Annotated in this window: 15 protein-coding genes and 3 CRISPR repeat arrays; of the genes, 11 read left to right on the top strand and 4 right to left on the bottom strand. The window is 51.6% G+C overall.

The features are described from left to right. Nucleotides 1-5: 5 nt before the first annotated feature. The 11 genes from aceF to yacL all read left to right on the top strand — a co-directional run bounded on the left by aceF (nt 6) and on the right by yacL (nt 20623). Nucleotides 6-1901 carry a pyruvate dehydrogenase complex dihydrolipoyllysine-residue acetyltransferase gene (gene aceF / locus ACMGGR_RS17175; protein ID WP_414147424.1) on the top strand — a complete coding sequence of 632 codons (1896 nt, stop codon included), beginning with the start codon at nt 6-8 and terminating at the stop codon, nt 1899-1901. A gap of 175 nt (nt 1902-2076) precedes the next feature. Then, nucleotides 2077-3501 carry a dihydrolipoyl dehydrogenase gene (gene lpdA / locus ACMGGR_RS17170; protein ID WP_246758204.1) on the top strand — a complete coding sequence of 475 codons (1425 nt, stop codon included), beginning with the start codon at nt 2077-2079 and terminating at the stop codon, nt 3499-3501. A gap of 204 nt (nt 3502-3705) precedes the next feature. Beyond that, a CRISPR array of direct repeats spans nt 3706-5410; the repeat unit is 28 nt; unit sequence GTTCACTGCCGTACAGGCAGCTTAGAAA. Nucleotides 5411-5644: 234 nt separating this feature from the next. Next, nucleotides 5645-6622 carry a type I-F CRISPR-associated endonuclease Cas1f gene (cas1f, locus tag ACMGGR_RS17165; protein WP_414147423.1) on the top strand — a complete coding sequence of 326 codons (978 nt, stop codon included), beginning with the start codon at nt 5645-5647 and terminating at the stop codon, nt 6620-6622. Next, entirely contained in the window at nt 6619-9879 is a 3261-nt protein-coding gene (cas3f, locus tag ACMGGR_RS17160) for a type I-F CRISPR-associated helicase Cas3f (RefSeq protein WP_414147422.1), read from the top strand. The genes cas1f and cas3f overlap by 4 nt, the downstream gene beginning before the upstream one ends. A 257-nt stretch (nt 9880-10136) precedes the next feature. Then, nucleotides 10137-10322: a hypothetical protein gene (locus tag ACMGGR_RS17155; protein WP_414147421.1), complete on the top strand. Its 186-nt coding sequence runs from the start codon at nt 10137-10139 to the stop codon at nt 10320-10322. 25 nt (nt 10323-10347) lie between these two features. Next, nucleotides 10348-11715, top strand: a complete 1368-nt coding sequence (csy1, locus tag ACMGGR_RS17150; protein WP_414147420.1) for a type I-F CRISPR-associated protein Csy1 — start codon at nt 10348-10350, stop codon at nt 11713-11715. Then, nucleotides 11712-12668: a type I-F CRISPR-associated protein Csy2 gene (gene csy2, locus ACMGGR_RS17145; protein WP_414147419.1), complete on the top strand. Its 957-nt coding sequence runs from the start codon at nt 11712-11714 to the stop codon at nt 12666-12668. Before csy1 ends, csy2 begins: the two co-directional genes overlap by 4 nt. Before the next feature lie 18 nt (nt 12669-12686). Beyond that, a complete protein-coding gene (csy3, locus tag ACMGGR_RS17140; protein ID WP_414147418.1) occupies nt 12687-13691 on the top strand; it encodes a type I-F CRISPR-associated protein Csy3 in 1005 nt (334 codons plus the stop codon). Between the two features lie 9 nt (nt 13692-13700). Beyond that, entirely contained in the window at nt 13701-14255 is a 555-nt protein-coding gene (cas6f, locus tag ACMGGR_RS17135) for a type I-F CRISPR-associated endoribonuclease Cas6/Csy4 (RefSeq protein ID WP_414147417.1), read from the top strand. Nucleotides 14256-14392: 137 nt separating this feature from the next. After that, nucleotides 14393-15320: a CRISPR direct-repeat array (repeat unit 28 nt; unit sequence GTTCACTGCCGTACAGGCAGCTTAGAAA). 579 nt (nt 15321-15899) lie between these two features. Further along, nucleotides 15900-18497: a bifunctional aconitate hydratase 2/2-methylisocitrate dehydratase gene (gene acnB, locus ACMGGR_RS17130; protein ID WP_414147416.1), complete on the top strand. Its 2598-nt coding sequence runs from the start codon at nt 15900-15902 to the stop codon at nt 18495-18497. Nucleotides 18498-18759: 262 nt separating this feature from the next. Then, a CRISPR array of direct repeats spans nt 18760-20048; the repeat unit is 28 nt; unit sequence GTTCACTGCCGTACAGGCAGCTTAGAAA. A 212-nt stretch (nt 20049-20260) separates the two neighbouring features. Beyond that, on the top strand, nt 20261-20623 hold the full coding sequence (gene yacL, locus ACMGGR_RS17125; RefSeq protein WP_246758207.1) for a protein YacL: 363 nt from the start codon (nt 20261-20263) through the stop codon (nt 20621-20623). A 193-nt stretch (nt 20624-20816) separates the two neighbouring features. On the opposite strand, the gene ACMGGR_RS17120 is transcribed toward yacL, so the two are convergent. The 4 genes from ACMGGR_RS17120 to ACMGGR_RS17105 are packed head-to-tail and all read right to left on the bottom strand — an operon-like array spanning nt 20817 to nt 24562. Beyond that, a complete protein-coding gene (locus ACMGGR_RS17120; protein ID WP_246758208.1) occupies nt 20817-21494 on the bottom strand; it encodes an SDR family NAD(P)-dependent oxidoreductase in 678 nt (225 codons plus the stop codon). Further along, nucleotides 21491-21964 carry a YhcH/YjgK/YiaL family protein gene (locus tag ACMGGR_RS17115; RefSeq protein ID WP_414147415.1) on the bottom strand — a complete coding sequence of 158 codons (474 nt, stop codon included), beginning with the start codon at nt 21962-21964 and terminating at the stop codon, nt 21491-21493. Before ACMGGR_RS17115 ends, ACMGGR_RS17120 begins: the two co-directional genes overlap by 4 nt. Beyond that, nucleotides 21961-23145: a sialidase family protein gene (locus tag ACMGGR_RS17110; protein ID WP_414147414.1), complete on the bottom strand. Its 1185-nt coding sequence runs from the start codon at nt 23143-23145 to the stop codon at nt 21961-21963. Before ACMGGR_RS17110 ends, ACMGGR_RS17115 begins: the two co-directional genes overlap by 4 nt. A 1-nt stretch (nt 23146) precedes the next feature. Then, entirely contained in the window at nt 23147-24562 is a 1416-nt protein-coding gene (locus ACMGGR_RS17105; RefSeq protein WP_246758211.1) for a sodium:solute symporter family protein, read from the bottom strand. Between the last annotated feature and the right edge of the window lie 87 nt (nt 24563-24649).

The raw sequence follows: 24649 nt of genomic DNA, 5'->3' as shown, positions 1-24649 counted from the left end.
GATTAATGGCTATCGAAATTAAAGTACCGGACATCGGTTCAGACGAAGTGGAAGTTACCGAGATCCTGGTCAAGGTTGGCGATAAGGTGGAAGCCGAGCAGTCGCTGATTACCGTAGAAGGCGACAAGGCTTCTATGGAAGTGCCCTCGCCAGAAGCGGGCGTGGTTAAAGAGATCAAAATCGCTACCGGCGATAAAGTTGAAACCGGCTCGCTGATTATGATCTTCGAAGCGGCTGACGGTGCGGCTGCCGCGCCGGCAGAAGAGAAAAAAGCGGAAGCGCCAGCGGCACCAGCACCTGCCGCCCAGGCCGAAAGCAAAGAAGTTAACGTGCCGGATATCGGCGGTGACGAAGTGGAAGTTACCGAGATTCTGGTCAAGGTGGGCGATAAAGTCGAAGCCGAGCAGTCGCTGCTGACCGTTGAAGGCGATAAAGCCTCAATGGAAGTACCAGCGCCGTTTAAAGGCACCGTAAAAGAGATCAAAATTGCTACCGGCGACAAAGTCAGCACCGGCACGCTGATTATGATTTTCGAAGCGGAAGGCGCAGCGCCTGCACAGGCACCGAAGCCAGCAATGAAAGAAGAAGCGGCGGCGGCACCAGCGGCAACCAGCGGCGCGAAAGAAGTTCAGGTTCCTGACATCGGCGGTGACGAAGTTGAAGTGACCGAAGTGATGGTGAAAGTAGGCGATAAAGTGGCTGCCGAGCAGTCGCTGATTACCGTAGAAGGCGACAAGGCCTCTATGGAAGTGCCTGCGCCATTTGCCGGTACGGTGAAAGAGATTAAAATTGCCACCGGCGACAAGGTCAGCACCGGCTCGCTGATTATGGTCTTCGAAGTAGAAGGCGCGGCACCAGCGCCAGCCGCTAAGCAGGAAGCTGCTCCGGCACCGGCAGCGCAGGAAACCAAAGCGGCTCCGGCTGCTCCGGCTCCGGCAAAAGCGGAAGCGAAAGGCGACTTCGCCGAGAACGATGCTTACGTGCATGCCACGCCGGTTATTCGTCGTCTGGCGCGCGAGTTTGGCGTAAACCTGGCGAAGGTAAAAGGCACGGGTCGTAAAGGCCGTATCCTGAAAGAAGACGTGCAGTCTTACGTGAAAGACGCGGTCAAACGCGCCGAAGCGGCACCGGCTGCTGCGGCAAGCGGCGGCGGTCTGCCAGGCATGCTGCCATGGCCGAAAGTCGACTTCAGCAAGTTCGGCGAAGTCGAAGAAGTCGAGCTGGGCCGCATCCAGAAAATCTCTGGCGCGAACCTGAGCCGTAACTGGGTAATGATCCCGCACGTTACGCACTTCGACAAGACGGATATCACCGATCTGGAAGCGTTCCGCAAACAGCAGAACGCCGAAGCCGAAAAGCGCAAGCTGGATGTGAAATATACGCCAGTCGTGTTCATTATGAAGGCAGTTGCTGCCGCGCTGGAGCAGATGCCGCGCTTTAACAGCTCGCTGTCTGAAGATGCACAGAAGCTAACGCTGAAAAAATACATCAACATCGGCGTGGCAGTAGATACGCCAAACGGCCTGGTGGTTCCGGTGTTTAAAGATGTGAACAAGAAAGGCATCACCGAGCTTTCTCGCGAGCTGATGGCAACGTCGAAAAAAGCGCGTGATGGTAAACTGACGGCCAGCGATATGCAGGGCGGCTGCTTTACTATCTCCAGCCTTGGCGGTCTTGGCACCACGCACTTTGCGCCAATCGTCAACGCGCCGGAAGTGGCTATCCTGGGCGTTTCTAAATCCGCTATGGAGCCGGTCTGGAACGGTAAAGAGTTTGCGCCGCGTCTGATGATGCCAATCTCTCTTTCCTTCGACCACCGCGTCATTGACGGTGCTGATGGTGCCCGCTTTATTACCATCATCAACAATATGTTGTCTGATATTCGCCGTCTGGTGATGTAACAGTACTCTGGCCGGCTTATGCCGGCCTTCTTAATTAGCCGACTCTGCTGTTTTAGTCGACAAGATAGTACAGTCGTTTGGGGCAGGTTGTTTGCACTCTGTTAACAATTCTGTAAACTCTTGCCCTGAATACGAACCGGTGGATGGATATCCTCCAGTTAACTAAGAGGTCATGATGAGTACAGAAATCAAAACTCAGGTCGTGGTACTTGGGGCAGGTCCGGCAGGTTATTCTGCGGCATTCCGCGCTGCCGATTTAGGTCTGGAGACCGTCATTGTTGAGCGTTACAGCACCCTGGGCGGGGTTTGCCTGAACGTAGGTTGTATCCCTTCTAAAGCGCTGCTGCACGTGGCGAAAGTGATTGAAGAAGCGAAAGCGCTGGAAGAACACGGTGTGGTGTTCGGCAAGCCGCAGACCGATATCAACAAGATCCGTACCTGGAAAGAGAAAGTCATCAATCAGCTGACCGGCGGTCTGGCTGGCATGGCGAAAGCCCGTAAGGTTAAAGTCGTTACTGGCGAAGCGAAATTCACCGGCGCGAACACCATGTTCGTTGACGGCGAAAACGGCGGCACCACCATCAACTTCGACAATGCGATCATCGCTGCCGGTTCTCGTCCTATTCAACTGCCGTTTATTCCACATGACGATCCGCGCGTGTGGGATTCTACCTCTGCGCTGGAACTGAAAGAAGTGCCAGAGCGCATGCTGGTGATGGGCGGCGGGATTATCGGCCTGGAAATGGGCACCGTTTACCACGCGCTGGGTTCTCAGATTGACGTGGTGGAGATGTTTGACCAGGTTATTCCGGCTGCCGATAAAGACGTGGTGAAAGTCTTCACTAAACGTATTTCCAAGCAGTTCAACCTGATGCTGGAAACCAAAGTCACGGCGGTAGAAGCCAAAGAAGACGGCATCTACGTGACGATGGAAGGCAAAAAAGCGCCAGCTGAACCGCAGCGCTACGACGCGGTGCTGGTTGCTATCGGCCGCGTACCGAACGGCAAAGGCCTGGATGCGGGCAAAGCGGGCGTGGAAGTCGACGATCGCGGCTTTATTCGCGTCGACAAGCAGATGCGCACTAACGTGCCGCATATCTACGCTATCGGCGACATCGTTGGTCAGCCAATGCTGGCGCATAAAGGCGTGCATGAAGGCCACGTGGCGGCAGAAGTGATTTCCGGTAAGAAGCACTACTTCGACCCGAAAGTGATTCCATCTATCGCCTATACCGAGCCAGAAGTTGCCTGGGTTGGTCTGACCGAGAAAGAAGCGAAAGAGAAGGGCATCAGCTACGAGACGGCCACCTTCCCGTGGGCGGCTTCCGGCCGTGCTATCGCTTCCGACTGCGCGGACGGTATGACCAAGCTGATTTTCGATAAAGAGACGCATCGCGTTATCGGCGGCGCGGTTGTCGGCACCAACGGCGGCGAGCTGCTGGGCGAAATTGGCCTGGCTATTGAAATGGGTTGCGACGCCGAAGATATCGCGCTGACCATCCATGCTCACCCAACGCTGCACGAATCCGTGGGCCTGGCGGCAGAAATCTTCGAAGGCAGCATCACCGATCTGCCAAACCCGAAAGCGAAGAAGAAGTAAGCGTTAACCACGCTTAAAAACGGCTCCTGCGGGGGCCGTTTTTTATTGGGGCGGTAAGGTCTCTGCCTGGCGAAACCCTTTTTTTCAGGGCCGTCTTAATTTATTGTTTTTACTTGTATTTAGTTGGTGGCTAAAAAAGAGGGTTTTTACCGGGTTTGGGTCAAAATTCTTCAGTAATAAGTTGCTTATGCTATGTCGTCAACTGTTCACTGCCGTACAGGTAGCTTAGAAATGGCTGAAAGGCTGGCACGGGCATGAAGCTGAGTTCACTGCCGTACAGGTAGCTTAGAAACTCACGCTTGAACGTCAGCGACGGCTCCTTGCGTTCACTGCCGTACAGGTAGCTTAGAAAGCTTGCACTCCATTTCGCCCATACCTCTTCGGGTTCACTGCCGTACAGGTAGCTTAGAAAATCAACCATATAACCACTGGTGAGCTGTACGCGTTCACTGCCGTACAGGTAGCTTAGAAAATCAGTGCGTGCTGGCCCTGCGAATAAGACCAGTTCACTGCCGTACAGGTAGCTTAGAAATGCCCGGACAGCATCAATTTTTCGAGTGCAGTGTTCACTGCCGTACAGGCAGCTTAGAAATTGCAAAGACGCAGGGGTTACTCAAGCTCAAGTTCACTGCCGTACAGGCAGCTTAGAAACGCCTGGCGTCCTCAAGTAGCAGCGCTATAACGTTCACTGCCGTACAGGCAGCTTAGAAAAAAATCATCCGCCCGATTATGGATAATGAAATGTTCACTGCCGTACAGGCAGCTTAGAAATATCTGGCAATGATGGCGCAGAAGCCTGAATAGTTCACTGCCGTACAGGCAGCTTAGAAACGTCATTATCGAGTGATATATATGAATAAAGTTCACTGCCGTACAGGCAGCTTAGAAAAGTCAGCGCAGCGCATCCTCGCCAGCGAACCGGTTCACTGCCGTACAGGCAGCTTAGAAAGTCCGGGTCTCCTTTCGGAATTGAAATAAACAGTTCACTGCCGTACAGGCAGCTTAGAAACTGTGCGCTGCTGAATTTGCATGTCAGATAAGGTTCACTGCCGTACAGGCAGCTTAGAAATCTTACGTTCGCCATCGTGAGCAGTGGAACTAGTTCACTGCCGTACAGGCAGCTTAGAAATCAGCCAAATCTGGTTCTCCTGCCGACAGCTCGTTCACTGCCGTACATGCAGCTTAGAAATTCATCACAGCCCTGTAATCGGTGGCACAACGGTTCACTGCCGTACAGGCAGCTTAGAAAACGGCCAGTAAAGAGTTCAATAAAGAATCAATGTTCACTGCCGTACAGGCAGCTTAGAAAAGAAAACGCCTGAAGATATCCCGCTTACGGTTGTTCACTGCCGTACAGGCAGCTTAGAAATGAATCCAAGAGTAAAAAAGGTGAAACTATCAGTTCACTGCCGTACAGGCAGCTTAGAAAATTGATTATGAATCCAGTGCCGGGCTGTTAAAGTTCACTGTCGTACAGGCAGCTTAGAAAGTTTGCATCGTTTCACATCGATTTAAAAAATAGTTCACTGCCGTACAGGCAGCTTAGAAATCCCGCTCTCTGTCTGAGCCAGCTAAATCAAAGTTCACTGCCGTACAGGTAGCTTATAAAACCAGATATTAAGTAACTCACCTAATGTTCTGGTTCACTGCCGTACAGGTAGCTTAGAAAACAGAGGGAACCTGGTATATCAGGCGATGTAGGTTCACTGCCGTACAGGTAGCTTAGAAATGATGACGCGTGGCGACTTCTGGGCGCGCACTGTTCACTGCCGTACAGGTAGCTTAGAAAAGCGTCACCGTGCCCGCATACGCGCTGAACAGGTTCACTGCCGTACAGGTAGCTTAGAAACAGCCCTCTCCCGGTTCAGAGATATCAAAACCATTCACTGCCGTACAGGCAGATCAAAAAGCTGATGCCTGAAAAGGATGTCACTGACAAATATGCATTACCAACCAAACTAATAAGTCTTAATACTTTATGACCGACCGTAAGCGCCGTTCTTACCCGATTCGTTTTCACTTTCAGCGGTCCATCGTAAGAGCGCAACCGCTTTACACTTTACTCTTGCTGATGATTTAATATGCTGTCGTACCACAAATCATATCAATAACGATACTCGTCAGACAAACGCAAGGAATGCGTATGGAACCTCTTAAACCCTCTGATTTAAAAACTATTCTTCATTCAAAACGCAGCAATATCTATTACCTGCAGTATTGCCGCGTACTGGTTAACGGCGGACGCGTGGAATATGTCACCGATGAAGGGAAACGTTCGCTTTACTGGAATATCCCTATCGCCAATACCACGGTAATCATGTTAGGTACCGGCACTTCCGTAACCCAGGCTGCCATGCGGGAATTTGCCAGGGCTGGCGTCCTGGTGGGATTTTGTGGCGGAAATGGTACGCCGCTTTATGCTGCTAATGAGGTCGAAGTTTCGGTCTCCTGGTTAACGTCGCAAAGCGAATATCGTCCGAATGAATATCTGCAAAACTGGATGAGCTTCTGGTTTGATGATGAAAAAAGAGTAGAGGCGGCAATAGCTTTTCAGCGAGTACGCATTGCGCAAATAAAAAAACACTGGTTAAACGAACGACGGAACAAACAGGAAAAATTTATTATCGAGCAACCCGTTTTGCAGAGTTTATTAGAGCGTTATGAAAATAGTCTGATTACGTGCACTAGCGTACAATACCTTTTAGCGCAAGAAGCCGTATTGACGAAGGCGTTATATAAGCTGGCGGCAGAAACCACAAAATATGGCGAATTTACGCGGGCAAAACGCGGCGGCGGCGCGGATATTGCCAATCGTTATTTAGACCACGGTAACTATTTAGCTTACGGGCTTGCCGCCACGGCATGTTGGGTTACAGGCTTGCCGCATGGCCTGGCCGTATTACACGGCAAGACCCGGCGCGGTGGGCTGGTATTTGACGTGGCAGATATCATTAAAGATGCGCTGATCCTGCCGCAGGCTTTTATTTCTGCAATGGCAGGCGAGGACGAGCAGGAATTCCGCCAGCGCTGCATTACCGGATTACAAAAGGCCGAGGCGTTAGATCTGATGATTGAAACGCTACAATCAACGGCAGAATATTTTGGTCGGACGGATAAATGAATATCTTACTGGTCTCCCAATGCAATAAGCACGCGCTGGATGAAACACGTCGTATTATCGATCAATTTGCCGAGCGGAAAGGTGAAAGAACCTGGCAGACAGCTATCACGCAGGAGGGTCTTAACACCTTAAGAAAATTGCTGCGTAAAACCGCCAGAAGAAATACTGCTGTAGCCTGTCACTGGATAAAAAGCTCAGGACAGACTGAATTACTGTGGATTATCGGAAATCTGCGCCGCTTTAATCATGACGGGAGTGCGCCAACTCACTCGACGGAACGCGATATATTAAAAAGCCACGATGAAAACCATTGGCAAAGCGCACAGGCAATCGGGCTGATAGCGGCTATCGCCGGTCTGTTTCATGATTTCGGCAAAGCCAACCAGCTTTTTCAGCAGAATCTGTTTGGCGAAGGCAAAAGCTTTCAGCCTTATCGACATGAATGGGTGTCGCTGCGGCTGTTTTGCGCCTGGGTTGGCGAACGTGACGATGCGCAGTGGCTTCAGGCGTTAGCGAATATCAGCGCTGACGATGAGGCAGCTATGGTGGACAGAATAATAAAGGATCCGGCTTTAGAGAATCCTTTCGCTACCTTACCGCCGATGGCCGCGACGATCGCCTGGCTGATCCTGTCACACCATCGCCTGCCGGTTTATCCCATGGGTCGCAGTAATCCGCCGCAGCTCACGGAAACAGAGAGTTGGCTAAATCATCAGTTGGAACCTGTCTGGAACGCGCTAAATCATCTGAAGCATGAATGGCAGCGTCAGGAATTGAAAAAACAGTGGTCATTTGCGCAAGGCACGCCGATAAAAAGCCGGACCTGGCGCGTTAAAGCGCAAAAAATTGCCCGTCGCGCGCTCGCTCAGCCTGCGCTGCTGCGTTTTGCACGGCTCGATCAACTGTTTACCTGCCATATGGCGCGGCTGGCGTTAATGCTGGCCGACCACCATTACTCTTCTTTGCCAGCTACGCCCGGCTGGCAGGACGGAGAATATGGTGCCTATGCCAACAGTGAACCGGGAAGCCGAACTGGCAAGCAAAAGTTGGACGAACACAATATCGCAGTAGCGCAGAATGCGTTATTGCTGGGTGCCAGCCTGCCTCATTTACGAAAAACGTTACCGGCAATAACGCGGCACAAGGCCTTTCGGCAACGCAGCGCAAAAACTAGCTTCCGCTGGCAGGATCGCGCATTCGACCTGGCCGCATCACTGCGTGAACAAACCGCAAACCAGGGTTTTTTTGGGATAAACATGGCTTCAACCGGCTGCGGAAAAACTTTTGCCAATGCCCGCATTATGTATGCGCTAAGCGATGAAAAACTGGGCTGCCGTTTTTCTGTCGCCTTAGGACTGCGCACGCTGACGCTACAAACTGGCGATGTCTTACGCGACAGGCTAAAGCTGGCCGATGAAGATTTAGCGGTGATGATTGGCTCGCAGGCGGTCAAAGATCTGCATCAGCATTATGATGTCAAAGATGAAGAAGAAGTAGATGCAGGAAGCGAGTCCGCTGAGGCGCTTTTCCACGAGCATCACTATGTTCGCTATGATGGTAGTCTGGATGACGGGCGGCTTAGCCGCTGGTTACAAAACAAGGCGCCGCTGCACCGTTTGCTGAGCGCGCCGGTATTAGTCAGCACTATCGATTATCTGATTCCTGCAACGGAAGGGCTGCGCGGCGGCAAGCAGATTGCGCCAATGCTTCGGCTGTTAACAGGCGATCTGGTGCTGGATGAACCGGATGACTTTGATATCAACGATCTTCCCGCGCTTTGTCGGCTGGTGAACTGGGCCGGTATGCTTGGTTCGCGCGTACTGCTTTCTTCCGCCACGTTGCCGCCTTCGCTGGTACTGGCACTTTATAACGCTTACCGCAACGGTCGCGCTGAATGGCATAAAAATGCCGGACTGACCGAGGAAGCGCCGCCTGTTTGCTGCGCCTGGTTTGATGAATATGAATCTGCACATCAGGATATCGCCACGGGTAGCGACTTCCGCAAGCAGCATGATGCTTTTGTCGCAGAGCGGGTTAAAAAGTTGCAGCAGTCCGCAGCGTTAAGAAAAGGTTTGCTGGTGGACGTGACTCCAGCATGTAATAAAGAGGGCGAGGTACTGAATGCCTTAGCAGCAACCTTTTATCGCTCGATGCAGCAGCTGCATGCCGCTCATCATCAGCTGCACGAAGCGAGTGGAAAATGCGTCTCGCTGGGCGTCATTCGCATGGCGAATATCAATAAGCTGGTTGCGGTAGCGCAACGTTTGCTGACAATGTCTGCGGCGGAAAATACGCAAATTCATTACTGCCTCTACCACAGCCGCCACCCTTTAGCGATGCGCTCATATATAGAAAATCGTCTGGAAGCCGCGCTGACGCGTCACGATCCGCAGGCGCTCTGGCAGGTTGCAGAAATTAAGCAGGCGCTGGAAAACAGCGAAGCGCAGCAGCATTTGTTTGTAGTGCTGGCGAGCCCCGTTATAGAAGTTGGCAGGGATCTCGATCTGGACTGGGCCATCGTCGAACCCAGCTCTATGCGCGCCATTATTCAGCTGGCAGGACGCGTACAGCGGCATCGACAGGCTGCGCCAGCCGAACCTAATATCCATCTGCTGCGGAAAAATTTTCGCGCGTTGCGCTTCCCGAATAAAGCGGCTTATAACCGTCCCGGTTTTGAACAGGGCGATTTTCTTTTTGCCAGTCACGATTTGCAGAACTTGCTGCGCGAAGAGGAATACACCGTGATTGATGCCAGGCCGCGGGTGCAGGAACCTGGCGGGATGCGAACGTGTGGGCCTTTTAAGCATCTTGTCGATCTGGAGCATGCCCGATTGCGTACAGAACTATTGGGCAAAAAGCGCGAACCAGAAAAATATTGCGCGGCGCTATGGTGGCGTAAACCGGTCAGCTGGTGTGGAGAAATGCAAAAGCGACGTCCTTTCCGACAGTCTTCGCCCGATGAGCTGCATTATTTGTTGATAGAAGATGACGGCGACGAAGGACAGTTCTGGCAGCCGGATGATGGCTTTGCCGGTCGTAAAACGAGCATGATTAATTACGTTGCGATGCCGGAACTGGCAAACGGCGTGGTGATATGGATAGCGCCGGACTATCAGCAGCTGTATGCCAGTCTGGCTGACGAAACTGGCATGGAGCTGGCGGAGGTCAGCAAAAGGTTTGGTGAGATTCGGTTGTATAAGAGTGATGAGGAGTGGTATTTCCATCCATTGTTAGGGGTATTTGGCGCACTCGACTGAGTGCGCCGCTGCCTGTACGGCAGGATAAAAGAGTAACATATCTAATTAATTGATACTTTTGCTAAGCTGCCTACTCGGCAGTTTGAAGATAATAGCGTTTTGAAAATAAAAACAAAAATAATACTAAGAAAATAAAGGCTGAATCGTTTCGCTACTAAATTGTAAAGGTAGTCTTGATCTTTTTGTTCCTTTGGTAGTTAATTACTGCGTTCGCTAAAAAGGATGTTTGAAATAGGAATTGCTACTTGGAGGCAGAAATGAAGCGTCAGGGATTAAAAGGATTGTTGACTGTGGTTTGGTTAGTGGTAGCCAGCATGGCTGTTTTAACGGCAGTTTGCGTATTGGTTTCCAAACCGGGTATTGAATCTATGAGCATTACTGATAGTGAAATTTCGGGAAAAAATCTTTCTTTCTCATTATTTAATGTGTTCTTAAACAAATAGCGCCGTACCCAAAAGGAGGCAAAGGATGCCAAAAGACGAACTTTCATCTTTCATCATTTCATATATCAATGAGCGTAAGATTCCCAAACGCGAGTCTCTGGAAAAAGAAGAGGCAAAAGCGCTGGCTGGTACGCAGTCGGCAGCGGAACAGGCCACAATTAAAAGCGATTATGCGAGCCAGTATGCAGAACTGGATCAGAAGTATGAAGTACGAACCTGGTTAAGCGATGCAGCCAGGCGCGCCGGACAAATTAGCCTGGTAACGCATGCGCTGAAATTTACCCATAGCGATGCAAAAGGCAGCAGCATCTTTCAGTCTTCTGATAAGAATAACCCTGATTATCTCTCTTCAGCCTCATTAAAAAATTCCTTAACTGATGCTATTGGGAATGCGGCGGCGCTTGATGTTGCCAAATTATTGCAAACCGATTACCACGGCGACTCGTTGATCGCGAGCATGATCCGTGATGATACCTCAGCGCTGGCCGCGCTGGCGGAAAACGAGCAGCAGCTGGCAGAATGGGTGAATGGATTTAAACAGGTTTTATCTACGTCAAATCCGGCTTCGCATAAACTGGCAAAGCAAATTTACTTCCCGCTAGACGATGGCCAGTACCATCTTCTCAGCCCGCTTTTTGCCACTTCATTAGCGCAAGCCCTGCACAAGCGCCTCACTGACTCGCGCTTTAGCGAAGAAGCAAAAGAGATTAACGCCGCTGTTAAAGCTGGAACCTGGCATAGCCAGCCCAAAACAATCTTTCTTCAAACCGCGATTCAAAATTTCGGCGGCACTAAACCGCAAAATATCTCTTACCTTAACAGCGCACGCGGCGGCAAAGTCCGGCTTTTATCCTGTGCCGCACCGGTCTGGCAATCCGTCAATAGGCCGCCTTTACAACACAAAACTATTTTCCATGCTTACAGTGAATTTTCACGCCTGGCGCGACCCACTACCGAAAGACTGAAGCGCTACCTGCTAAACGTTTACAGCAAAGAAAACAACCAGGAAATCCGCCAGAAACGCCTGAGCTACGTCGATGAAATTATCGATATATTATTTAACTATGTGGTCGGTGTTCAGCAGCCTGACTTTGCCAGATGGAGCGAAGATCAAAGTTGTGAGCTAAAGCGATCGCAGCAGCTCTGGCTCGATCCGTTACGTAGTAAAACCGACGATGATTTCCGCTTTGAGCGCGAGGTGGGCGACTGGAAGAAAGAGGTGGCGAGAGATTTTGGCTATTGGCTTAGCCGTCAGCTCAGCTATCAACCCGGCGCTGTCGCCAAAAATATTCTTAATATGGCGGAAACAGAGCGGCGCTATTTTTCAACCGCAGCGTTGTTTAAACAACGTCTGCGCGAAATGGAGCAGGATTTAAAAGAGGAACTTTTATGAGCCATCTGATTATTTTGCGCCGTCTTCGCGTGGAAAATGCCAATGCCATTGCCGGATTAACCTGGGGTTTTCCCGCGATAACCCACTTTCTTGGGTTTACTCACGCCCTGTCGCGCAAGCTGGAAAAAAGTCATGGTTTAAGCCTGAGCGGCTGCGGCGTTGTTTGTCATCAGCAGCAGATTCACGCGCACTCTTCCGGCTATGACCATGTATTTTCACTAACGCGTAACCCGTTAACCAGAGAAGCAAAGACGGCGTCGTTTAACGAAGAAGGCCGCATGCATCTGACCGTTTCGCTGCTGCTAAAGTGCGAAGGCAGCATTGCAGGCGGTGAGCAGGGCGCAGCCGCGCTGGCACAGCATCTTTCTCAATGTTGTCAGATGCAGCGGCTGGCAGGAGGTTTAATTACCCAGCTTGCGCAGGCTAGCGTGATCGGCTGGCCGGAAGATGAACGGGCGACGCGTAAGATCCTGCGTCGTTTATTGCCCGGTTTTGCACTTCTGGACCGCTCGCCGCTGCTGAAAACGCATTTCACCGATCTTCTTCAGACAAATCCGCAGGCAGAAATGCTGGATGCCTGGCTTGATTTCGCCAGCCTGAAAATGCGGGCCGTGGCGGAAACTGACGATCCTCAGCCGGGAGATCAGGCTCGCTGGGAATATCAGCCAAAACCGGAAGGCGGATTTCTGGTGCCGTTAATGACCGGCTATCGCGCTATCGCGCCTCTGCTGGAGCCAGGCCAGGTAGCAAACGCGCGCGATAACACCACGCCGTTCTGCTTTGCCGAGGCGGTATACGGCGTGGGTGAATGGCGCGGCCTGCATCGTATCAACCAGCTTGATGAACTTCTCTGGCTTAATGAATATCAAGACGGGCACTACCTGTGCCGCAGCATTCGGGACGTAACGCAGCAGCATTATGATGAGCCTGAAGACGAATTTAACGACGACTAATTGATAAGGAAATTGAACATGGCTAAAGCAACAATCAAAACCGCTTCCGTACTGGCTTTTGAGAAAAAATTAGCAACCTCTGACGGCGTGATGTTTGCCGGGAAATGGCAACAGAAAGAGCTGTGGCAGCCGATAGCAATAAAGGAAAAAGCGGTACGCGGAACTATCTCTAACCGTCTGAAAAATGCGCTGGCCAGCGATCCAGCGAAACTGGATGCTGAGATCCAGAAAGCTAACCTTCAGCGCGTGGATGTCGCTGCACTGCCAGCGGATGCCGATACGCTAAAGGTGGTTTTTACGCTGCGTATTCTGGGCGATTTGGCTACGCCTTCGGTCTGTAATGATCAAGCCTATCAGGCTGAGCTAACAAAAGTTATTAACGGCTATGTGGAACAGCATGGTTTCAGTGAGCTGGCTGCGCGTTATGCTGAAAATATCGCCAATGGACGTTTTCTTTGGCGTAACCGAATTGGTGCAGAGGCGATAAAAGTATGCATCACCAGCGGCGAAAAAAGTTGGGCGTTTGATGCACATGACTACAATCTACGTCGTTTTTCTCAGCCAAAGGGCGACCTGGCGCATCTGGCTGATGCCATTGCCGAAGGGCTGGCGGGAAAAGCATTTGTGTTGCTGAACGTGGAAGCTTTTGTACGTCTGGGTAACGGTCAGGAAGTTTTTCCTTCTCAGGAGCTGGTGCTGGACAGCAACAGCAAAAAAAGCAAGGTGCTGTATCAGGTTGATGGCATTGCAGCTATGCATTCGCAGAAAATCGGTAACGCGTTGCGCACTATAGATACCTGGTATCCGCAGGCTGAAGAGCCGGATATGGGGCCGATTGCGGTGGAACCTTACGGCTCCGTGACCAGTCGCGGTCTGGCTTACCGGCAGCCCAAACAGAAAATGGATTTTTACACGCTGTTGGATAACTGGGTGACGAAAGGGGAAGCGCCAGCGGTTGAGCAGCAGCATTACATTATCGCTACGTTGGTTCGTGGCGGCGTCTTTGGCGAGAAAGGTGAATAGGATGGCCGCATGAATTATTACCAGGATATCCTTATTTTGCCGGATCCCGAGATTACGGATCAGGTAATGATGGCGGCGCTTTTTGCACAACTCCATCTCAAATTACGCCAGGCTGGTGAAGGCCGGATAGGAATTAGTTTTCCGACGGTTGGCCTGACGCCAGGAAGCCGTTTGCGGCTGCACGGCACGCAGGATGACTTAACAAAGCTTGCCGCCACTCGCTGGTACAGCAAGCTTGAAGAGTACATTTTTTGCAAATCCGTTCGCGCGGTGCCGGAAAACTGTCGATACCGCACCGTGCGTCGGGTGCAATATAAAAGTAACGCTGATCGGCTGCGGCGTCGCTCAGTGAAAAAAGGCTGGCTGACGGAGGAGGAGGCGATACAAAAAATCAGCGTGTTAAGCGAAAAGCGCGGCAAGCTGCCTTTCTTACCGATTAAAAGCCTTTCCAATGGGCATACGTGGCTGCTTTTTTTTGAGCATGGGCCGCTACAGGAAAAACCAACCGAAGGCACTTTTAGCAGCTATGGCCTGAGTGCGGTAGCAACAGTTCCGTGGTTTTAACGTTGGGAACCCTTTTTCTGGCCGCTTTTTTAGTATTTTGAAAAATAAGATTATTATTTCGAGGCTGGAAAAAGGGTATTTTGAAGGAAAAGGTGGAAATAGCTTTATTTTCAATCGACAAGGCACTAATGCTAACTGTTCACTGCCGTACAGGCAGCTTAGAAAGATACCAGCGCCACTTTTATTTTCGGTGTTACGTTCACTGCCGTACAGGCAGCTTAGAAAGAATTAAATACGGATGCAGCCTACACCAACACGTTCACTGCCGTACAGGCAGCTTAGAAAAGGTTGAAGGCCGCGCAATCCTTGCGAATACCGTTCACTGCCGTACAGGCAGCTTAGAAAGAGGTACTGCGAAACCAGATGCTCAATTACGAGTTCACTGCCGTACAGGCAGCTTAGAAAAATACGTCAACATTGATCCTCATATATCTACCGTTCACTGCCGTACAGGCAGCTTAGAAAGTCAGGGATTGCAGATCAAGAGGGTTAGTGTAGTTCACTGCCGTACAGGCAGCTTAGAAATTCCGCGCGTAATAACTTCAAAACGAAACATTGTTCACTGCCGTACAGGCAGCTTAGAAACGGAACGTAGCCAGGTATTCACGCAGCTTGCGGTTCACTGCCGTACAGGCAGCTTAGAAAATCAACCATCTGGTCGGGCGTGCAATGCTTTGGTTCACTGCCGTACAGGCAGCTTAGAAACCCGGCAGCGGTTCAGCATTAAGAGAATCGAAGTTCACTGCCGTACAGGCAGCTTAGAAATTCTAGCACATTACCATGATTAATGGCCCAGAGTTCACTGCCGTACAGGCAGCTTAGAAATGATACTTCGCTACATCAGGCAGGCAAATTGAGTTCACTGCCGTACAGGCAGCTTAGAAAATTTGATAGGCCATTGAGTAGATGATGTCTGAGTTCACTGCCGTACAGGCAGCTTAGAAAGACAGCATTGAGGCTAATCCCGACAAGCTGGTGTTCACTGCCCTACAGGCAGCTTAGAAATTGAGCTGGAAACTGTCAGCCACGTTTCATTTGTTCACTGCCGTACAGGCAGCTTAGAAACTGAGCGATCGCATCCGCTTTTTGTGTTTTCTGTTCACTGCCTACAGGCAGCTTAGAAAAGCAAATGAGCAAGATTAAAGAGCTGGTAAAGCGTTCTCTGCTGTACAGGCAGCTTAGAAATAAAACGTGGCGATCATTACCTGAGTCGTGATGTTCACTGTCGTACTGGCAGCTTAGAAATGGGCGCGGGCGTAGTTGCAGACGAGATAGAGGTTCACTGCCGTACAGGCAGCATTAAGCATGCGCTACGCCTTTAGCGCATTCACTAACGTAAATTTATTAAAAACCCGCTTAGCTTAACCGTAGGCAATAAATTGTTCAGAAACAGCAGATTTTTTACTGTTTTTACGATCCTGCATACAACGCCAGTTTCCCGTATATGCGGCCCTTTTGCAGCCAAACCCGGTTGCGTTTTGTGCTGTTAATGATGTTGCTTTTTTGTAAACAGATTAACACCACCCTAAAATCCTGCTATGCTGGCCCTCGCGAAACCGGGCACCTTACCCTACAGAATGAGCAAATCAATTTGCGGTAAACCTGAAGGCGCCCGGTCATTACAATGTGAGCGAGGAGAACGTCGTGCTAGAAGAATACCGTAAGCACGTTGCCGAGCGTGCTGTTGAAGGGATCGTTCCTAAACCATTAGATGCTTCCCAAATGGCCGCGCTGGTTGAACTGCTGAAAAACCCGCCAGCGGGTGAAGAAGAATTCCTGTCCGATTTGTTAATCAATCGAGTTCCGCCGGGCGTTGACGAAGCGGCCTATGTTAAAGCCGGATTCCTGGCTGCTGTCGCCAAAGGCGAAGCGACCTCTCCTCTGGTTACTCCTGAAAAAGCTGTTGAGCTGCTGGGCACCATGCAGGGCGGTTACAACATTCATCCGCTGATTGACGCGCTGGACAGCGAAACGCTGGCACCGATTGCCGCTAAAGCACTTTCCCACACGCTGCTGATGTTCGACAACTTCTACGACGTCGAAGAGAAGGCCAAAGCTGGCAACCCGCACGCGAAACAGATTATGCAGTCCTGGGCTGATGCCGAATGGTATCTTTCTCGCCCGGAGCTGGCGGAAAAAATTACCGTTACCGTATTCAAAGTCACTGGCGAAACCAACACCGACGATCTTTCTCCTGCTCCTGACGCCTGGTCCCGCCCGGATATCCCTCTGCACGCGCTGGCGATGCTGAAGAATGCCCGCGAAGGTATCGAGCCGGACCAGCCAGGCAACGTCGGCCCAATCAAACAGATTGAAGCGCTGCAGGCCAAAGGCTTCCCGCTGGCCTACGTCGGCGACGTAGTCGGCACCGGTTCTTCCCGTAAATCCGCTACTAACTCGGTGCTGTGGTTTATGGGCGACGACATCCCATACGTGCCAAACAAAAAAGGCGGCGGCGTCGTGCTGGGCGGTAAAATCGCGCCAATTTTCTTCAACACGATGGAAGATGCGGGCGCGCTGCCAATCGAGGTGGACGTTGATAAGCTGAATATGGGCGATGTTATTGACATCTATCCTTATAAAGGCGAAGTGCGTAACCACGAAACGGGCGAAGTACTGGCGAATTTCGAACTGAAAACCGACGTTCTGCTTGATGAAGTTCGTGCCGGTGGCCGTATTCCGCTGATTATCGGTCGTGGTCTGACTACCAAAGCCCGTGAAGCTTTAGGTCTGCCGCACAGCGAAGTATTCCGTCAGGCGAAAGACGTGGCGGAAAGCACCCGCGGCTACTCGCTGGCACAGAAAATGGTTGGTCGTGCCTGCGGTACGGAAGGCGTGCGTCCTGGCGCATACTGCGAACCAAAAATGACTTCTGTAGGTTCTCAGGACACCACCGGGCCAATGACCCGTGACGAGCTGAAAGACCTGGCGTGCCTGGGCTTCTCTGCCGATCTGGTGATGCAGTCATTCTGCCATACGGCGGCTTATCCAAAGCCTGTTGACGTTTCCACGCACCACACGCTGCCGGACTTCATTATGAACCGCGGTGGCGTTTCGCTGCGTCCTGGCGACGGCATCATCCACAGCTGGCTGAACCGCATGCTGCTGCCGGATACCGTTGGTACGGGCGGCGATTCACATACCCGTTTCCCAATCGGCATCTCTTTCCCGGCGGGTTCTGGCCTGGTAGCGTTTGCTGCGGCAACTGGCGTTATGCCACTGGACATGCCTGAATCTGTGCTGGTGCGCTTCAAAGGCAAAATGCAGCCGGGTATCACGCTGCGTGACCTGGTTCACGCCATCCCGCTGTACGCTATCAAGCAGGGTCTGCTGACCGTAGAGAAGAAAGGTAAGAAAAACATCTTCTCTGGCCGCATTCTGGAAATCGAAGGCCTGCCGGAACTGAAGGTTGAGCAGGCGTTTGAACTGTCTGATGCTTCCGCTGAGCGTTCGGCAGCGGGCTGTACGATCAAGCTGGGTAAAGATCCGATCATCGAGTACCTCAATTCCAACATCGTTCTGCTGAAGTGGATGATTGCGGAAGGCTATGGCGATCGCCGTACGCTGGAACGTCGTATTCAGGGCATGGAAAAATGGCTGGCGGATCCACAGCTGCTGGAAGGCGATGCGGATGCAGAGTACGCGGCGGTGATCGATATCGATCTGGCTGAGATCAAAGAGCCAATTCTGTGTGCGCCGAACGATCCGGACGATGCGCGTCTGCTGTCTGACGTGCAGGGCGAAAAGATTGACGAAGTCTTTATCGGTTCCTGCATGACCAACATCGGTCACTTCCGCGCGGCGGGCAAACTGCTGGACAGTCATAAAGGCCAGCTGCCAACGCGTCTGTGGGTAGCTCCACCGACCAAAATGGATGCGGCGCAGCTGACGGAAGAAGGCTATTACAGCGTATTCGGTAAGAGCGGCGCGCGTATTGAGATCCCAGGCTGTTCACTCTGCATGGGTAACCAGGCGCGCGTGGCGGATGGCGCAACGGTGGTTTCTACCTCTACGCGTAACTTCCCGAACCGTCTGGGCAACGGCGCAAACGTCTTTCTGGCTTCGGCCGAGCTGGCTGCGGTCGCTTCGCTGTTAGGCAAGCTGCCAACGCCGGAAGAGTACCAGCAGTTTATGAATCAGGTTGATAAGACGGCGGTGGATACCTATCGCTATCTGAACTTCGACAAGCTGAATCAATATACTGAAAAAGCCGACGGCGTGATTTTCCAGACGGCGGTGTAACAGCAATCAGCGTTATTCAGAGCCGAATAACGCTGATTAAAAGTAAAAATCCGGGACTGGAAGCAGTACCGGATTTTTTTATGCTTTCGGGCGAAAGATGATAGCCAGGCATAAAATTCGATACATCACTAAGACCCTTTTCCTGAACGTAATTTTAATTATTTGATTTTAAATTATTTTTAAAGAAAGATAAAAAAAGGGTTTTAACCTGGGATTGCTCAATTTTCTTCGTAAAACATTGGATTAAACTGTTCACGCAACAGTTCACTGCCGTACAGGCAGCTTAGAAAGGCAGTTTGGCGTGCGCTTCAGCGTGCCGGAAGTTCACTGCCGTACAGGCAGCTTAGAAATGATACAGACGCTTTACCCGCTCAATCTCGGCGTTCACTGCCGTACAGGCAGCTTAGAAAAACAGCCCACCGGGCTTTATCCTTGGAATCGCGTTCACTGCCGTACAGGCAGCTTAGAAACACAACTCAGTCATGATGAGTACGAACCGAGGGTTCACTGCCGTACAGGCAGCTTAGAAATGACTCGGTACGGCCTGCACGCACTCCATCAAGTTCACTGCCGTACAGGCAGCTTAGAAAAGATGCCTTCGGTGATGCCGAGAGACTGTTGTGTTCACTGCCGTACAGGCAGCTTAGAAATGCGACAGATGCTCAATGAACGAGATATCGATGTTCACTGCCGTACAGGCAGCTTAGAAACGCCAGGCGTTTCTCACCGCCATGACTGACGAGGTTCACTGCCGTACAGGCAGCTTAGAAATTGTTGAGATAGATGAAATGGATGTTCTCGACGTTCACTGCCGTACAGGCAGCTTAGAAAGTTACGCGAACTACTTCACTCAACACCATCTCGTTCACTGCCGTACAGGCAGCTTAGAAAATCAGGCTCTCAAACGTATAGCTGCTCAGTGTGTTCACTGCCGTACAGGCAGCTTAGAAACGAATGGCCGCTTGCGTGGCGTTCAAATCGATGTTCACTGCCGTACAGGCAGCTTAGAAATCAAAACGTTGACTGTTAACGGGGAAGACGTTGTTCACTGCCGTACAGGCAGCTTAGAAAAACTGTAGAGATAATCAGAATAAGAGCTTCATGTTCACTGCCGTACAGGCAGCTTAGAAAAATAAGGGGCCTTGGCGCTCTGCCTGAGTTGAGTTCACTGCCGTACAGGCAGCTTAGAAAATTGCCGCCAGTGATGGCACCTGCTGCGCCAGGTTCACTGCCGTACAGGCAGCTTAGAAATGAAGACCGGCATTCAGCCGATGGACGATGAAGTTCACTGCCGTACAGGCAGCTTAGAAACAGTGCGGCTGCATAACCAGCCATTTGCAGATATTCACTGCCGTACAGGCAGCTTAGAAATTAATTCCCTGCTCTGTGACCTCCGGCACACCGTTCACTGCCGTACAGGCAGCTTAGAAATCGTGCTACAGAATTAGCCCCGAAGCGTTTTTGTTCACTGCCGTACAGGCAGCTTAAGAAAAGTAAGGCTTTTTCCTCGAGTCGGCAAAGCAGTTCACTGCCGTACAGGCAGCCTGGAAATAACCTATAACGCTGGTGCTTACGCTCTACAGGCCGTATCAAATTCATGCCGTTGATATTATGTGACGTGCACACTGCCAGTGTCTTCTGTCTTCAACCAGTACCGCTGATTTTCCTTTTCAATGCTGCGATAATAAAACCCGTTTCCCGTTTACGTGGCAAGCGCACGCGCGTTAGCTTATAACGGGTCTGGCAGTTCAAAGGAAAGCAGCATGGAATATGAATTTTTAAGAGATGTCACCGGCAGCGTAAAGGTACGTATGTCGATGGGGCATGAAGCAATCGGCCACTGGTTTAATGAGGAAGTGGTAGACAACCTGCCGCTGCTGGAGGAGGTCGAAGCCGCGGTAAAAGAGGTTAAAGGCAGCGAGCGGCAGTGGCAGCGCGTAGGCCGTGAATACACCATCTGGCTGGATGAAGAAGAGGTTATCGTTCGCGCTAATTTGCTGAGCATCGAAGGCGATGAGATGGAGGAGGGCATGAGCTACTACGACGAAGAAAGCCTGTGCTTTTGCGGTGTAGAAGATTTTCTGGCAGTTATTGCCGCTTACAGAAGCTTTCTGCAAGGTCGTTAAAGTTAGCGGACAGCCAATATCCATCGGCCTGGCTGGCGAAAAATCGATCACGTTAACGCTTTTTACAGCGCAGCGGCAGATAGTTACAACATACTAAAACCCTGTGTCGACATGTTGGATCCAGTGTAAAAGTAAGCCTGATAAGCTTATAAAGCAGCGTACCAGGCTATAGATTTTTATCTAAAAAGAATTGTTACAGCGATGCCCCGCCGCAAATCACAATCTCCTGCCCGGTAATCGCATCGGCGGCAGGCGAAAGCAGGTAGCAGACCAGCGCAGCGACTTCCTGCGGCTGAATATAGCGGCCAATCGGCGGCAGTTTTGGCGGCGAGCTTTCGCGTCCCGGCTGGCTTAACATCGGCGTTTCCGTGGCGCCAGGCGCAACGATGTTCGCGGTGACGCCGCGCGGTGCCAGTTCCGCCGCCCAGCTTCTTACCATGCCCTTCATTGCCGCTTTCGTGCTGACATACTGGCTACGTCCCGCCGCGCCGGTTGATGTTCTGCTTCCAATCAGCACGATGCGGCCACCCATTGGCAACTGTTGCGCCAGCTGGTTTGCCAGCACTTCCGCAACCCGAATATGCAGCTGCCAAAGCTTTTCGCTAATCCCTTCATCAAGATCGCCCAACGGCGCGGCCTTCATCATGCCGGCGGCGTGGATAATCGCATCTACCTGCGGTAGCGTCGCCAGCATTTGCTTCAGCGCGACCACATCAAAAAGATCGACCGATAACGAGGTAAATCGTGGGTTATCACGCTTGACCAGCGTCCGGCTTAACCCGGTGACCTGCCAGCCTTGGTTAAGCAGCTGTTCGGCAATCGCTGCGCCAATGCCTGAACTGACGCCGGTTATCAACACGTGACGGCTCATGCTTCCTCCAGCATCGTTAAGGGGATTTTAAACACGGCTTTGCGTACCGCGGCCGGTTCACCAACGGCGCACAGTGCCTGATGCGACTCACCAGGAGAGAAAATAACGAAGTCGCCAGGCTGCAAATGGACAGAATGTGGCAATTGCGGCTGAGTCAGGATAAACAGGTCCGGCTTGCGTTCTTCCGCCTGCTGGTCTCGCGCATCCAGGCAGGAAAAATGAATGATCTCTTCGCCAGCCAGCACGATCTGAATATCCAGATAGTGCCGGTGAAATTCAGTATGGCGCGTTTCCCGTGGCGCGGTTTGCGCTACGCCAATATTGCAGAACCAGCCGTTCTCTTCCGACTGAAATTTACCATCCTGCCGCGCCCGCAGAGCTGCAAGGCTATGTTGCGGGTTCGCTAATATGGCAGCAAGCGAAGGCGGTAACATGGCCATTTTCAGCGCTGTCAGATTGCCGGTAATCATTGCGCCTCCCGCAGCCATGCTTCATCTATGCGCACATATTTAATCGCCTGACGGAAGTAGGTGTAGGCAATATGCAGTTCACCTTTTATACCTTCTTTAACAGAGGGATAGGAAAACTCGCGGTTCAGCTTCTGCTGTGAATTGTTGGTCATGCAGTAGCCGTCGCCTTCGTCCAGATTGTACTGCCACGGCCAGCTTTTGCCGCCGTCTTTTGAAATCGCCAGCGTCATCGGCGCTCGCGGCGCGCCCCAGAAAGCCGTTTTGCCGCTGTGCACCACCGGCTCCAGCGCCGTGGCAACGTCGCCATCTTCATCTTCAATTTCGTCATACAGTGAAAGACGGCGCTCGCTGGCCCCTTCCGCGCTCATCGCGTTAAATACCAGCGCCAGATCGCCGTTCGCCAGCGTGGTGACCTGGATCGACGAGTTGTTGTTGGGCAGCTCCGTCGGCTGTGGCACCGTCCAGCTTTCGCCATTGTCGGTGGAACGACTGAAGTAAATATTGTCCGCCCAGCGGCTGCGGTAAAGAGCCAGCAGCGAGCCATCTTTCAGCAGCGTGATATTCATATGTACGCAGCCAGTGCTTTGCGGTACGGGCACATCGCGCCAGCTTTTGCCTTGATCCTCAGAGATTTTTACCGCGCTGGTGTCGTAACTGCCGACCCACTTTTCACCAGGCCGGGTGGTGCAGTAAAACACCGGCAGGAGCCAGTTACCGTTCGCCAGCACCACAATTGGCTGACGGATAAAAGTGCCGGGATTTTCCAGCAGCGTAGCGATAGGCCCCCAGCTTTTGCCAAAATCGGTAGACTGGCGATAGCGCACAATCGCCGTGTCCTGATTGCCCGATTTCTGTGCGGTATAGAGTAGCCACAACATGTTATCGGGTGCCAGAAACAGCACCGGATTCTGTTCAGAACGGCTGCTGTCTTCTGAAAGCTTCTGCGGTTCGCTCCAGCGGTTGCTGTTTTTTACCAGCCGCGAGCACCAGATAGAAATATCGGCAATGCCTTCCTGCGTGCCGCCAAACCAGACGCACAGCAGATCGCCGTCCGGCAGCGGCAGCAGGTTAGCCGCGTGGTTTTGCGGACAAGGCGAAGGCAGCATCGCCGTTTGCAGATGTGGATCGCTGTCCGCGTTGTGCACCAGGCCATTACGTTCTACGGTCGGGGTTTCGGTCATATCAGGCTCCACTTTTTTGCATGCTGTTGTCGGTTTTTTTCACGGTCTGACGACCCGGAATAAGGTGGTCAATCGCCATAATCACGGCTGGCGTAATCAGCGCGATATACATATTGTTGATGCCAAAGGGATCGCCCAGCACAAACCAGACGGACGTCATGACGCAGGCACCAATGAGTCCCCAGTTCGCGCCGCGTGCGCTTTTAAACATGGGCAGATAGAAGGCGATAATCGCTACTACGGAAATGGACAGGCGAATAGCGCGAGTAAAGAAGGAGAGCTTCAGCACTTCCGGCACGAAAAGCACAAAAATCAGCGGCGCAAAGCCGATCCCCAACGACAGCCAGCGCGTCATTTTAAACTCACGCTCTGGTGTAGGCTTGCGGTACGGCACATAAAAATCTTTCACGATCAGCGAGGCGATAGCCAGCGCCACGGTGCCAACGCTGACAAAAATAGAAGCGACCAGAGAAGTGGTGACGATTCCGGCTAACCACGGGCTCATATCCTGTAAAAACACCGGCAGGGCATAAAGGCTTTTTATATCCGGATGCAGATATTTTGCCGCCACGCCGATTATGGCAATCGCAATACCAATTGGCAGGCAAAAGAAAAACGCAACCCAGGTCGCGCGCCGCGCCGCCGCAGGGCTTTTAGTGGAAGAGATAGCCTGAATAACAAACTGAGTACAGAAAATGGAACCGATGGTGCCAATCAGCCAGGCGACAATGGTGCTGGCACCGATGTGACCATCCCACGTCCAGTAAAAGTCCGGCATCTTCTGTATCATTGGCGTAATGCCGCCGGTCATTTTCAGCGCCACGCCAAGAATAATCAGAATGCCGATATACTTCAGCGCGCTATGTAGCATGGTAACCCAGGCCATCCCTTTCATTCCGCCAAAGACGAAATAAAAGGTACTGACCACGGCGGTAATAAAAGCCGCTACGGGTAAGTTGACTTTTAATACGGTAGAAATAGCCGCCGCGCCGCTGACGTAATTACCGACGTTCACCAGCAGCAACGCGTAAATCATAATAATAGAAATAATGTTTTTGGTGGTGCTGCCATATTTCTCCGCTATCGCGCCGGAAATAGTAATTTTGCCGGTATTATAAATACGTTTAACCAGCAGCAGCCCGAAGATGGGGAAACCAATAGCCGCACCAATGACGGACCAGGACGCGGCGAAACCACCTTCAAAGGCCGCCTGCGCCGTGCCGATAGTTGATTTTGCACCGATATATTCTGACATCAGCATGATACCGACAATAAAGGCAGGCATGGCGCGCGAGCCTTCCATAAAATCGCCGGAGCTTTTGCTTCTTAATCGCCAGGTTAGCCAGGTAGTAAACAGAATATAAATGACCACCATGCCGATAATAATTAACGTACCTTCGGTTGAAAACTCTTTCATTGTGATGCCTCACGATGAGTAAGAGCGCGGTGGCCTTATGGCTCTTTTCGCGCCCGTGTAGGGTAAAGCGTTCTGGCGAACGCCTGC

Source organism: Erwinia sp. BNK-24-b, from assembly GCF_047456155.1.
In the GTDB taxonomy this organism is placed as follows: Bacteria; Pseudomonadota; Gammaproteobacteria; order Enterobacterales; family Enterobacteriaceae; genus Erwinia; species Erwinia phyllosphaerae.
Note: the sequence above shows the minus strand (reverse complement) of the source record. Positions and strands in the feature narration are given on the sequence as shown.